The organism is Streptomyces graminilatus (assembly GCF_001418565.1).
GTDB classification, from domain to species: domain Bacteria; phylum Actinomycetota; class Actinomycetes; order Streptomycetales; family Streptomycetaceae; genus Streptomyces; species Streptomyces graminilatus.
The window spans coordinates 1-11,619 of record NZ_LIQQ01000422.1; the positions used below are offsets into that span (position 1 = coordinate 1).

Sequence of the window (11,619 nt, forward strand, 5' to 3'; positions counted from 1 at the left end):
CGGGAATACGCCGCGACGGGATCCCCGTCCAACCCCGACTCCCCCCGAACCTCCACGAGCAACGGCCGCACATCCGTGTTGTACGCGTCCATCAACACCGCGTTGGCACCCAGCACATCCCCGGCCCGCTGAGCGGCACCCAACGCCGCCGCATCAACAAGCAGCGCCTTGGCCGTCGCCTCCTGAACGTTCATCACGGACCGGATGACCGCCGGAATCTTCGCCTCGATGTTGTGGCACTGGTCCAGCATGAAAGCCACCTCGGGTACGAACCCCCCGCCCCGGATCACCTCGTACATGATCCGGAACAACTGGAACGGGTCCGCCGAGCCGACCATCAGATCGTCGTCCGCGTAGAACCGTGAGTTGAAGTCGAACGCCCCGAGCTTCCCCTCGCGCAGCAGCGTCGCGACGATGAACTCGATGTTGGTCCCGGGCGCGTGGTGCCCGGTGTCGACCACGACCTGTGCCTTCGGGCCGAGTTTGAGGCAGTGGGCGTACGCCGTGCCCCAGTCCGGGACGTCGGTCGTGTAGAAGGCGGGCTCGAAGAACTTGTACTCCAGGAGCATCCGCTGGTCGTTGCCGAGCCGCTCGTACACCGCGGCCAGTGACTCGGAGAGGCGGTCCTGCCGCTCACGGATGTCGTCCTGGCCGGGATAGTTCGTCCCGTCGGCGAACCACAGCTTCAGGTCCCTGGACCCGGTCGCGTCCATGATGTCGACGCACTCCAGCAAGTGACCGAGCGCCTTGCGCCGCACCGCCGCGTCGGGGTGGCAGACGCTGCCGAGCCTGTAGTCGTCGTCCTGGAAGGTGTTCGAGTTGATCGCGCCCAGCTTCAGACCGCGCTCCTCGGCGTGCTTCGCGAGGTCCGCGTATCCGTCGGGTCCCTCGACCCTGTCCCACGGGATGTGCAGGGCGACGGTCGGCGCCACCCCGGTGAAGGCGTGCACCTGGGCGGCGTCGTCCAGTTTCTCGAAGGGGTCGCGCGGGACGCCGGGCTGGGCGAACACCTTGAAACGGGTCCCCGAGTTCCCGTATGCCCACGACGGCGTTTCGATGGCCTGGGCCTTGAGAGCGGCCTTCACCGCGCTGAGCTCGGTCACTTCAGGACTCCTGACATCGGGGTGACATCCGGTGCGACTCGATGGTGAAACGATTCAGAACGGGAAGCTATGAGCCCCCGAGTGGGCTGTCAAGCATCCCGGCCGACTTCGAGCCCGTTGACGTGGCATGGCCCTGATGTCTAACGTCCCGGCGACCGGCTGAAACCTTTCACCTTCTGATTCCCGGGGCTGATGATGCAACGCGTGTGCTTTCTGCTGAAGGTCAGGGCGGACCGTCTCGACGAGTACCGCGAGCGGCATGCCGCCGTGTGGCCCGAGATGCTCGACGCGCTCTCGGCCAACGGCTGGCACAACTACTCGCTCTTCCTGCGCGAGGACGGCCTGCTGGTCGGCTACCTGGAGACCGAGGACTTCGCCGCCGCCCAGGCCGGCATGGCGTCCGCCGGGATCAACGCCCGTTGGCAGGCGGAGATGGCCCCGTTCTTCGAAGCGCTGGACGGCGCCCGCCCCGACGAGGCGATGAAGCCCCTCACCGAGGTGTTCCACCTCGCCTGATCACCACCGTCCGGCCGCTTCCCCCGCCTTTCGTACGACAACGGAGTCCCCGAGATGGAAAGACGCACCCCGCCGGGCGCCGCCCCCGGCCCCTCGGTCGCCTGGACCGGCACCAGCACGCTCGACCCCCGGGCGGTCTTCTTCGTGTCCTACGACGGCCTGGTCAACAACAACTCGTTCCAGAAGAACGGGCTGTTGACCTGCGAGGGCCACCAGTACGCCGCCTGGTACACCGCAGACGGGAACGCAGTCGTCGGCCGTCGGGTCCTCGGTGGCGGTACCTGGGCGAAGGTCCAGGTCGGACACATCCTCAAGTCGAGCGACTCGCACAACGTCATCTCGATGGGCGTCTCCAAAACCGACGGCCGTCTCCACCTCAACATGGACTCGCACAGCGACGGCTTCACCTACGTCAAGTCGGTGGCCGGACTGATGGACGACCCGGCCGGGCTCTCCTGGACCGAGGCCCGCTTCGGCGCACCCCGATCGACGCTCGACGGACTCGCGCTCAATGCGCAGTTCACGTACCCCCAGTTCATCTCGACACCCGACGGCAGGCTCCAGCTCAGCTACCGCGCCGGTGTCTCCGGTGACGGACGCAACGCGCTCGCCGAGTACGACGGCACGTCCTGGACCGACCTCGGCGAATGGTCCAGCTCCACCGGCACGTACACCAGCGAGCACGGCTCCTCAACGGCCCGCAACATGTATCTGCACGGCATCGACTACGACACGAACGGCCGCCTGCACGCGTTCTTCACCTGGCGCGAACAGAACAGCGCCGTCATGCGCCACGGCGGCGGACTCACCAACCACGACACCGGCTACGTCCACTCCGACGACCAGGGCCGCACCTGGCGCGACGACGCGGGCACGCTCGTCGGCACCACCGGCGGCCCCGACACGGTCGCGGTGACGGACGGCGGCCTCGTGGTCGACGCGCTGAGCCCGGACCACTCCCTGATGAACCAGGAGAGCCAGTCCGCCGACTCGTCGGGACTGCCGCACGCGATCATCAGCTATGTCCCCGGCCACCTCGGCCGGTGCACCACCGGCTACGTCACCGACCGCACCGCCAACGGCCGCGCCTTCCACCTGCGCAAGGACTCCGCCGGCAGCTGGCACAAGACCGAGATCCCGGTCCCGTTGAACTCCAGCCAGCGCACCAGACTGATCCTCGACGCGTACGACAACGCCTACGCGATCCTCCCGTTCGGGCGAATCGCGGGCGCCTCGAAGTCCTCCGGGTACACCGACTGGACGGTGCTGTTCGACGGCGTCGGTCTGAACGCCTTCGGCGAGGTCGTGATCGACGAGACCCGGATCGCCCAGGACAACGTCCTGTCCGTCCTCTACCAGGAGACGTCGAGTGGAACGACCCCCTCGGCGCTCCGTGTCGCCGACTTCCGGCTGCCCGCGTGACCGGACCTGACCGGACCTGACCGCGATGATCAGCGGATCAGCCGAGTGCGGACAGACCCGGACAGGCGGCTAATGTAAGGGCCTGCCCGGCCCGGCTCGTTTCCCTGGAGGTCCCCGCCCGATGGCCCAGTCGGTGGGTATCAAGGACGTCGCGCGCGCCGCCGGAGTCTCGGTCGGCACGGTCTCGAACGTCATCAACCGTCCGGACTCGGTGGCCACCGAGACCCGTGCCCGGGTACTGGCCGCGATCGACCGCCTCGGCTACGTCCGCAGCGAGTCGGCCCGTCAACTGCGCGCCGGGCGCAGCCGGATCATGGGGCTGCTCGTCCTCGACATGGGCAACCCCTTCTTCGTGGACGTGGCACGCGGCGCCGAGCGGGCCGCGCGGGCGGCCGGGCTCGGGGTGATGGTCTGCAACAGCGCGCAGAGCGCGGGGGAGGAGGCCGACTACCTGTCGCTCTTCGCCGAGCAGCGGGTGCGCGGAGTCCTGCTGACCCCGGCCGACGCGACCGGCCGCAACATCGAGGCGTTCCGCCGCCACGGCATCCCCTTCGTCCTCGTCGACCGGGTCGCCGAGGGCACCACCGAGTGCTCGGTGTCCGTGGACGACGTCGCGGGCGGCGCACTGGCCGTACGCCATCTCGTCGACGCCGGACACCGCTCCGTCGCGTACGTCAGCGGACCGCCCGGCTTCAACCAGGTGCGCGACCGCCGCACGGGCGCCCTGAACGCGCTCGCCGAGGCCGGTCTCGGCCCCACCGCCCTGCGTGAGCTGCCCACCGAGACCCTGGACGTCGCGGCGGGCCGGGACGCGGGCGCCCGTCTGCTGGGCCTCGCCGACCGCCCCACCGCCGTCTTCTGCGCCAACGACCTGCTCGCCCTCGGTGTCCTCCAGGCCATGTACGCGGCCGGGGTCGGCGTCCCCGAGGACCTCGCGATCGTCGGCTACGACGACATCGAGTTCGCCGCCGCGGCGGCCGTCCCGCTGACCTCCGTACGTCAGCCGGCCGTCACCATGGGCGCCCTGGCCGCGGAACTCCTCCTGGAGGAGATCGACGATACGGATGCGGAGCCGGGAGCGGGGGGCCACGCCCACCGCAGGGTCGTCCTCCAGCCGGAACTGGTCGTCCGCCGTTCCAGCCTGTCGGCCCGCTGAACCCCCGTTCAGTAGACGCCCCGGGAATTTCTTGATCCACGGGCTCGGCCGGGCGGGAAATCTGTGCTGGACTGGGCCCCGGCCCGAAATCCGTACGTCCAAGGAGCCCAGTTGTCCGCCAGCTACCGGCAGCCCGGCGTCGTCCTCACCGACCGCCGTTTCACCGTGCCCCTGGACCACGACGACCCCGGTGGCGAGACCATCGAGCTGTACGCCCGCGAGGTCGTCGCCGGAGGCAGGGCGGGCCGGGACGACCTGCCGTGGCTGCTCTACCTCCAGGGTGGTCCGGGCTTCGGGGCGAATCGTTTCGTCGGCCAGGGGGCCTGGCTCGGCCGCGCCCTGGAGGAGTTCCGTGTGCTCCTGCTGGACCAGCGCGGCACCGGCGCCTCGACACCCGCCAACCGGCAGACGCTCCCGCTGCGCGGCGGGCCCGCCGAACAGGCCGCCTATCTGACCCGCTTCCGCGCGGACTCGATCGTCCGGGACTGCGAGGCCGTCCGCCCCTCGGTCACCGGCGGTGCCCCCTGGACCGTCCTCGGCCAGAGCTTCGGCGGCTTCTGCGCGGTGCACTATCTGTCGACGGCGCCGGAGGGCCTGTCCGCCGCCCTGATCACGGGCGGCCTGCCCTCGCTCGACGGGCACGCGGACGACGTCTACCGGGCCGCCTATCCCCGTATCGAACGCAAGGTCGCCGCGCACTACGCGCGTTACCCCCAGGACGTCGAACGGGCCCGGCGGATCGCCGAGCACGTGAGCGTGCACGAGCCGGTGCTGCCGAACGGCTACCGGCTGACCGTCGAGGCGTTCCAGTCCCTCGGCATCATGCTCGGCGGCGGCGAGGGCAGCCACCGGCTGCACTACCTCCTGGAGGACGCGTTCGTCCGCACCCCCGGGGGCGCGGCCCTGTCCGACGCGTTCCTGGAGGAGGTCCAGGGCGTCCTGTCGTACGCCGCCCATCCGCTGTACGCACTCGTCCACGAGGCGATCTACGGCCAGGACGGCCGCCCCACCGACTGGTCCGCCGAGCGGATGCGCGCGGAGTTCCCCCAGTTCGACGCGGGCAAGTCCCTCGCGGACGACAGCCCGTTGCTGTTCACCGGCGAGTCGGTCCACCCCTGGATGTTCGACGTCGACCCGGCCCTGCGCCCGCTGCGCGAGACCGCCGAACTCCTCGCCGCCCACACCGACTGGCCTCCCCTGTACGACCGTTCGCGCCTCGCCGTCAACGAGGTCCCGGTCGCCGCGGCCGTCTACCACGACGACATGTACGTCGACACGGGCCACGCCCTGGAGACCGCGCGGGCGATCGGCGGCCTGCGCACCTGGGTGACCGACGAGTTCGAGCACGACGGAGTCCGGGCGGGCGGCCCCCGGGTGCTCGACCGGCTGCTGGCCCTGGCCCGCGACGAGGTGTGAGGGGGAGGGCGAGGAGCGGGCCCCGGCCGTCAGGCGGCGACGACCGGTTTGCCGGAGCCGCGCTGCGGGCCCACCGCCCGTCCGTCCGCCTGGAGTTCACCCGTGTCGTCGAAGACGATGGTGCCGTTGCAGAGCAGGTTCCAGCCCTGCTCGGGGTGGGCCGCGACGATGACGGCCGCGTCGTGGTCGGGGCTGTCGGCGGCCGGGCACGAAGGCTGGTGGGTGCACATGGTCTCTCCCGCGTCTCAGGTCTCTGCCTCTGTAGTAGCGGAGGTTGGTTGCCTCCATGTGTGGAGACGCCAACACGCCGGGAAATTCACCTGTGAGGTGTCGTTTCAGCCGACCGCCAACTCCTCGCCCGGGGAGCGGCGTTCGAGGTGCAGCCGCAGTCCCGCCGGTATCACCGTCAGGCGCTCCGCGATCCGCAGCCGGTAGTCCGGGTCGGGCTTGAGGTCGTAGCGGCGCAGGAGCAGGCCGAGGACGAGTGTCGCCTCGTGCAGGGCGAACTGGCGGCCGATGCACGCCCGGGCCCCGGTGCCCCAGGGCTTGAACGCGTGGGCGGGGCGGGCGCGTACGGCCGCCGCGTCGAACCGGTCCGGGTCGAAACGGCCGGCGTCGGCGCCCCAGACCGCCGGATCGCGGTGGAGCAGTGGGGCGAGGACCACCGCCCAGGCGCCCGCACGCATCGGGTGCTCGCCGCCGAGCACCGTGTCGTGGCGGGCCTCGCGGGCGAAGCCGGGCGCGGTCGGCCACAGCCGCAGCGACTCGTCGAGGACCCGGCGCACGTACCGCAGTCGGGCGACCTGGTCGTAACCGGGGACGGCCGTCCCACCCCAGACGCGGTCGATCTCGGCGCGGGCGCGGGCGGCGATCTCCGGGTGCTGGGAAAGGTAGTGCAGGGCGAAGGAGAGCGCGCCGGACGTCGTCTCGTGGCCCGCGATGAGGAAGGTCAGGACCTGTCGGCGCACGTTCTGCGGCGCGAGGCGTTCGCCGGTCTCCGGGTGGGTGGTGTCGAGCATGCGGTCGAGCAGGTCGCCGGTGCCGTCGCCCTCCGACGCCCGGCGGGCCCGTATCAGCTCGTCGACCGTGCGGTTCAGGTACGCCATGGACGCCTCGTTGCGGCGCGCGGCCCGGCGCAGCAGCAGCGGGGCGAACGGCGCGGGGGTCATGTTGAGCTGCTGCGCGTGGTTCAGCGTGCCCACCATCGCCGTCACGAAGGGGTGCGGGCGCTCGCGTTCGAAGGAGCCGAAGTCGTGCCCGAAGCCGGTGCGCGCGATCGTCTCCAGGGTCAGCTTCGTCATGTCGCCGGGCACGTCCACCGAACGGCCCGCCGCCAGTTCCCGGTCCCAGTGGTCCGTGAGCCGGTCCGCCACGGACAGCATCATCGGGTGGTAGCCGGCCATGGCCTCGCGGCTGAATCCGGGGGCGAGGACATCGTGCGCCAACTGCCAGTTGGGCTCCTCGTTGTACGCGGTGAACAGCCCGTCCCCGGCGATCGGGCGCAGGTTGGCGATGCCGGGACCCACATGCTTGGCGAAGCGCGACTCGTCCGCCAGATCGGCGGTGAGGTCCGCGCCCCACACGAACACGATCTCCTTGCCGAACGCCCTGCGCCGGAAGATCGGCCCCAGGGGCTGCCCCATCCGCATCGAGTCCTGGAGGGGCGTACGCGGGCTGACGCCGACCAGATCACCGACCAGCGGGATCCGGCGTGCCGGATGCGGGATCCGGTGCAGCTCCGGCCAGCCCAGCTCGGCACTGCGGAATCCCCTGGCCTCGGCAGCCCGGGTCACCGTCTCCGTCATGACGCCATCTCCCTTGATACCGGGGTGAGTTGAGTCTGTTGTACGTGGATTCAATAGCGAGGCCAGTCTGATCCGGCCGGTGAGCCGACGTCAAGTAAAGTGTGCGGGCATGGCCGCGAAAGAAGGGGAGCGCACGCGTCGGCGGTTGAGCACCGGCGAGCGTCGGGAGCAGCTCCTGTCGGTCGGCGCGCGGCTGTTCTCGGAGAGTCCGTACGACGACGTGTGGATCGAACAGGTCGCCGAGATAGCCGGAGTCTCGCGCGGGCTGCTCTACCACTACTTCCCGACCAAGCGGGACTTCTTCGCGGCGGTCGTGGAGCGCGAGAGCGAGCGCATGCTGCGGATGACGGCCACCGTGCCGGGCGTTCCCGCACGTGAGCAACTGGCCGCGAACCTCGACGCCTTCCTCGCGTACGTCGAGGAGCACGCGCACGGTTATCGCGCCTTCCACCGCGCCGACGCGTCCGGCGACCAGGCGGTACGGAAGGTCTACCGGCGGGCGCTGGCCGCGCAGGAGCGGCAGATCCTCACGGCGCTCGCGGCCGACCCGGAGTTCGGGCGGCTGTCCGAGGAGCGGCCCGAGCTGCGGCTCGCCGTCCGTGGCTGGCTGGCGTTCACCACTGCCGTCTGCCTGGAATGGCTGCGCGGCTCGGACCTGTCCCGGCGGCAGGTACGGGATCTGTGCGCGCGCTCGCTGCTCGGCACCCTGGCGCCCTGAGCGGCCGGTTCCGGGCGCACCTCAGGACCGGTTCGCGGGCGGTGGTTGGCGTACGCCCCGATCTTCGGTAAGTTAGGCAAGGCTTACCTAAGGAGATCTGGGATGGGTGACAGTCAGACCTGGACGGGCGCGCCCGCGGCGGCGGAGCGCGCGCGTTCGGTGCTCGCGGCGGCGTGGTCCTGCACGGTGACGGCGGAGGGCGGGCGCGAGGAGTTCGTCGGCGCGCACACCGTCGGCGAGGACGGCAGGGTGGTGCTGGACGTACCGGCGGACAGCGCGCTGCTCGCCGCCGCCGTCTGCGCGCCGCGCGGCGAGCCGTCCGCCGTGCTGGAGTTCGCCGACGTCTCGCCCGTCCCCGTACGCAACCGGATCCGCGCCCGGCTCTGGATGGCCGGCTGGTTCCGCGCCGAGGGCGACCGGCTCGCGTTCCGTCCGACGCGCGTGGTGCTGCGCCAGGCGTCCGGTGTCACCCTCGTCGGCCTCGACGAGTTCGCCGCCGCCACGCCAGACCCGCTGGCCATCGCCGAGGCGGGGCTGCTCACCCACCTCGCCGACTGCCACGGCGACGCCGTCGAGAGCCTCACCCGGCTGGTCGAGCGGGACAGCCTGCACGGCGCCGTCAGGGTCCAGCCGGTCGCCGTCGACCGGCACGGACTCACCCTGCGCATCGAGCGGGTCCGTACGTACGGTGACGTACGGCTGGCGTTCCACCAGCCCGCCGACAGCGTCTCGCAGCTCACCGAGCGCATGCACGTCCTGCTGACCCGGGCCCGGTCCGCCTCCTGCCCGCGCGCACTACAGCGGCAGCGCACAGACGGCGACCGGTGAGGCGAACGGCTCGCCCGCGAGCCGCAGTTCACCGCTCGCCGGGTCGACCTGGAAGACGCTGACCGTACTCGAGCGCTGGTTCGCCGCGAACAGCAGGTTCCCGTCCGGCGAGAGGGCGATGTGACGCGGGAAGTCGCCCGCGACCGGCACCGTGCCGAGCAGCCGCAGCCGGGCCCCGTCCGCCTCCACGGCGTACCGCGTCAGACTGTTGTCCCCACGGTTCGCCAGATACGCGAACCGGCTGTCCCCGGTCACCGCGAACTGGGCCGGGTAACTCGTGCCCGCACCCGTCCCCGTGGACTGCTCCTCCCCGATGTCCAGGCGCCCGGTGGCGGGGGAGTACGCGCACACCGCGACCGTGTTGTCGACCTCGTCGGCGAGATACGCGTACCGGCCGCCGGGGTGGAAGGTGAGGGCGCGCGGCCCGGCGCCCGGGCGGGTCCGCGCGCGCGAGACCTCGGTGAGCGTGCCGCGTACGAGGTCGAGACCGTACGTGTAGACGGTGTCCGTGCCCAGGTCGACCGCGAGGACATGACCGCCGTCCGGGCTGGTGAGGAACTGGTGCGCGTGCGGGCCCCGCTGCCCCGGGCCCGGCGCCGGACTGGAGTGCGTGACCAGATCGGTGCGCTCGCCCAGCGCGCCCGAGGCGTCGACGGGGTGGACCGCCACGCTGCCGGAGCCGTAGTTGGCGCTGAGCAGCCAGCGCCCGCTCGGATGGACCGACAGATGGCACGGCCCGGACCCGCCGGTCCCGCGCGTGCCGAGGACCTGGTGCGGCTCGCCCTCACCACCGAGCCGGACCGCGGTCACGCCGCCGTCCTGGCGCTCGTTCACCGCGTACAGGGTGCGGCCGTCGGGGTGCACGGCGAGGTAGGACGGGTCCGCCACGCCCGTGAGCGTGCCGGTGCCGGTGATCCGGCCCGAGACCGGGTCGTAGGTCGCTAGGCCGATACCGGTGCCGCCGCCCTCGGTGGAGGTGTAGGTGCCGAGGAAGAGCGGGCGTGGAGCGGCCCGACGGGGAGCCGCCGGGCGAACGGCGGCCGGTTCGGGCGACCGCGGTGCGGGTGACACCTGTGTGCCGGCGGGCTCCATCGGTGCCGACCCCAGCGCCCGCACCGGAACGGACGCCGCCGCGGCCGAACCCGCCGCCGCGCCCACGAACCGCCGCCTGCTCCAGCCGCCCCGAGCGCCCCGCGCCGGTTCCGTACCACCGCTCATTACCTGCACCTCGGGTCTCGGTCGCCACAGCCGTTGTCCGCAACTCTGACGCGGATCACCGGGCGGGGGCAAGGCGAGCAGCACGCGTTGCGCACACCGCAACGCCACAGAGGCTCCCCGGTCCCGGCGACCAGCGGTTAGTCCGCGAACGCGTCGACGCCGGTCAGGCGTGCCGACAGCTCCCACAGGCGGGCCGCCTCCTCGGGGTCGACCGCGTAGTCCTTCACGCCGCTGCGCTCGTCGCCTCCCGGGGCGGGCTCGGCGATGTCGCAGTCCTCGCAGTAGACGCCGCCCAGGCCGTCGAGCAGCGGGGAGGTCGCCGCCCACACCTGGGTGGCCGCCCCCTGCTCGGGAGTCTTGACGCCCGCCTGGTCGAGCAGGAGGTTGCCCTCGGCGTCCCGCCAGCCGCGCTCGATCTGCTCGGCGACCGGGATGTGCCGCTGGAGCGGGGTGAAGATGGCGCCGGGGTGGAGGGAGAAGGCCCGCACCCCCGCGTCACGGCCGAGCCTGTCCAGATGGACGGCGAACAGGACGTTCGCCGTCTTCGCCTGGCCGTACGCCGCCCACTTCTCGTAGCCGTGCTCCCACTGGATGTCGTCCCAGCGGATGCCGGAGAAGTGGTGGCCGCGCGAGGAGACGGAGACGACGCGTGCGCCACCGGGCTCGATGGCCGGCCACAGCCGGTTGACGAGCGCGAAGTGGCCGAGGTGGTTCGTCGCGAACTGCGCCTCCCAGCCGGGGCCGACCCGGGTCTCGGGGCAGGCCATGATCCCGGCGTTGTCGATCACGAGGTCGAGCGTGCGTCCCGAGGCGAGGAAACGGTCCGCGAAGGCGCGCACGCTCTCCAGGTCGCCCAGGTCGAGCGCGTCCACCTCGACGCCATCGAGGCCGGCCAGGGCCTCCCGCGCGGCCTCCGGGCGGCGGGCGGGCACGACGACCCGGGCTCCCGCCCTGGTGAGCGCGCGGGTCGTCTCCAGGCCGATGCCCGAGTAGCCGCCCGTGACGAGCGCGAGCCGCCCGGAGAGGTCGATGCCCGAGAGGACGTCGTCGGCGGTGCTCAGGGCGTCGAAGCCCGAGCCGATCCTGTGCTGTGCGGTGGTCATGCACGGCACGCTACGGATTGGAGCGCGCTCGAAGTCAAGCGGCGCCACCGGCCTCCCCGGCACCCGGCGGCAGCCTGCGCTCCCGGGCCCAGGCCAGCAGGGCGTCCACCGGCCAGGTCGAGATCACCCGTTCGGCCGGTACGCCGCACTCCTCGGCGCGGGCACAGCCGTGGATCTGCCAGTCCAGCTGGCCGGGCGCGTGCGCGTCGGTGTCGATCGAGAACAGCACCCCCGCCGCCACGGCCCGCCGCAGCAGCCGGCGCGGCGGGTCGAGCCGCTCCGGCCTGCTGTTGATCTCCAGGGCCGTGCCCGTCTCGGCGCAGGCGGCGAACAC

At 71.8% G+C, this 11,619-nt stretch carries 11 protein-coding genes and 1 pseudogene; 6 read left to right on the forward strand and 6 right to left on the reverse strand.

What is annotated here, in order from left to right; all coding sequences use genetic code 11:
* On the reverse strand, window positions 1–1,103 hold a 1,103-nt coding region (rhaI, locus tag AOK08_RS31190; RefSeq protein ID WP_055532308.1), incomplete at its 3' end, for an L-rhamnose isomerase.
* A 195-nt stretch (window positions 1,104–1,298) separates the two neighbouring features.
* On the opposite strand from rhaI, the gene AOK08_RS31195 reads away from it, so the two are divergent.
* The 4 genes from AOK08_RS31195 (at window position 1,299) to AOK08_RS31210 (ending at window position 5,613) form a co-directional block, all read left to right on the forward strand.
* The gene (locus tag AOK08_RS31195; protein ID WP_055532327.1) at window positions 1,299–1,619 is read left to right on the forward strand and encodes an L-rhamnose mutarotase; all 321 of its coding nucleotides are present in this window, start codon (window positions 1,299–1,301) and stop codon (window positions 1,617–1,619) included.
* A 54-nt stretch (window positions 1,620–1,673) separates the two neighbouring features.
* A complete protein-coding gene (locus AOK08_RS31200; protein WP_055532310.1) occupies window positions 1,674–3,041 on the forward strand; it encodes a BNR repeat-containing protein in 1,368 nt (455 codons plus the stop codon).
* A gap of 121 nt (window positions 3,042–3,162) precedes the next feature.
* Window positions 3,163–4,197 carry a LacI family DNA-binding transcriptional regulator gene (locus AOK08_RS31205; RefSeq protein ID WP_055532312.1) on the forward strand — a complete coding sequence of 345 codons (1,035 nt, stop codon included), beginning with the start codon at window positions 3,163–3,165 and terminating at the stop codon, window positions 4,195–4,197.
* A 111-nt stretch (window positions 4,198–4,308) separates the two neighbouring features.
* Window positions 4,309–5,613, forward strand: a complete 1,305-nt coding sequence (locus AOK08_RS31210; protein WP_055532314.1) for an alpha/beta fold hydrolase — start codon at window positions 4,309–4,311, stop codon at window positions 5,611–5,613.
* A 29-nt stretch (window positions 5,614–5,642) separates the two neighbouring features.
* Here AOK08_RS31210 and AOK08_RS31215 read toward each other — a convergent pair whose 3' ends face one another.
* Window positions 5,643–5,843 (reverse strand): DUF5999 family protein, encoded by a 201-nt coding sequence (locus AOK08_RS31215; RefSeq protein ID WP_055532316.1) that lies wholly within the window; start codon window positions 5,841–5,843, stop codon window positions 5,643–5,645.
* 105 nt (window positions 5,844–5,948) lie between these two features.
* Window positions 5,949–7,418, reverse strand: a complete 1,470-nt coding sequence (locus AOK08_RS31220) for a cytochrome P450 (RefSeq protein ID WP_055532318.1) — start codon at window positions 7,416–7,418, stop codon at window positions 5,949–5,951.
* A gap of 109 nt (window positions 7,419–7,527) precedes the next feature.
* Here AOK08_RS31220 and AOK08_RS31225 point away from each other — a divergent pair, with 109 nt between their 5' ends.
* Together AOK08_RS31225 and AOK08_RS31230 are read left to right on the forward strand one after the other, a co-directional pair.
* Window positions 7,528–8,136 (forward strand): TetR/AcrR family transcriptional regulator, encoded by a 609-nt coding sequence (locus AOK08_RS31225; RefSeq protein ID WP_055532320.1) that lies wholly within the window; start codon window positions 7,528–7,530, stop codon window positions 8,134–8,136.
* Window positions 8,137–8,238: 102 nt separating this feature from the next.
* Window positions 8,239–8,964: a DUF2470 domain-containing protein gene (locus tag AOK08_RS31230; RefSeq protein ID WP_055532322.1), complete on the forward strand. Its 726-nt coding sequence runs from the start codon at window positions 8,239–8,241 to the stop codon at window positions 8,962–8,964.
* Here AOK08_RS31230 and AOK08_RS31235 read toward each other — a convergent pair.
* The 3 genes and pseudogenes from AOK08_RS31235 to AOK08_RS31245 all read right to left on the reverse strand — a co-directional run.
* The gene (locus AOK08_RS31235; protein WP_198539451.1) at window positions 8,932–10,182 is read right to left on the reverse strand and encodes a lactonase family protein; all 1,251 of its coding nucleotides are present in this window, start codon (window positions 10,180–10,182) and stop codon (window positions 8,932–8,934) included. The genes AOK08_RS31230 and AOK08_RS31235 overlap by 33 nt on opposite strands.
* Before the next feature lie 137 nt (window positions 10,183–10,319).
* Window positions 10,320–11,285, reverse strand: coding sequence for an SDR family NAD(P)-dependent oxidoreductase (locus tag AOK08_RS31240; RefSeq protein ID WP_055532323.1), 966 nt, complete (start codon window positions 11,283–11,285; stop codon window positions 10,320–10,322).
* 34 nt (window positions 11,286–11,319) lie between these two features.
* A pseudogene (locus AOK08_RS31245) lies at window positions 11,320–11,619 on the reverse strand (PHP domain-containing protein); the annotation flags it as partial.

Bases quoted from the DNA above. Each gene is read 5' to 3' on its own strand.
- AOK08_RS31195 (WP_055532327.1), top strand. From the start codon at position 1,299: ATGCAACGCGTGTGCTTTCTGCTGAAGGTCAGGGCGGACCGTCTCGAC.
- AOK08_RS31200 (WP_055532310.1), top strand. From the start codon at position 1,674: ATGGAAAGACGCACCCCGCCGGGCGCCGCCCCCGGCCCCTCGGTCGCC.
- AOK08_RS31205 (WP_055532312.1), top strand. From the start codon at position 3,163: ATGGCCCAGTCGGTGGGTATCAAGGACGTCGCGCGCGCCGCCGGAGTC.
- AOK08_RS31215 (WP_055532316.1), bottom strand. From the start codon at position 5,843: ATGTGCACCCACCAGCCTTCGTGCCCGGCCGCCGACAGCCCCGACCAC.
- AOK08_RS31220 (WP_055532318.1), bottom strand. From the start codon at position 7,418: ATGACGGAGACGGTGACCCGGGCTGCCGAGGCCAGGGGATTCCGCAGT.
- AOK08_RS31225 (WP_055532320.1), top strand. From the start codon at position 7,528: ATGGCCGCGAAAGAAGGGGAGCGCACGCGTCGGCGGTTGAGCACCGGC.
- AOK08_RS31230 (WP_055532322.1), top strand. From the start codon at position 8,239: ATGGGTGACAGTCAGACCTGGACGGGCGCGCCCGCGGCGGCGGAGCGC.
- AOK08_RS31235 (WP_198539451.1), bottom strand. From the start codon at position 10,182: ATGAGCGGTGGTACGGAACCGGCGCGGGGCGCTCGGGGCGGCTGGAGC.
- AOK08_RS31240 (WP_055532323.1), bottom strand. From the start codon at position 11,285: ATGACCACCGCACAGCACAGGATCGGCTCGGGCTTCGACGCCCTGAGC.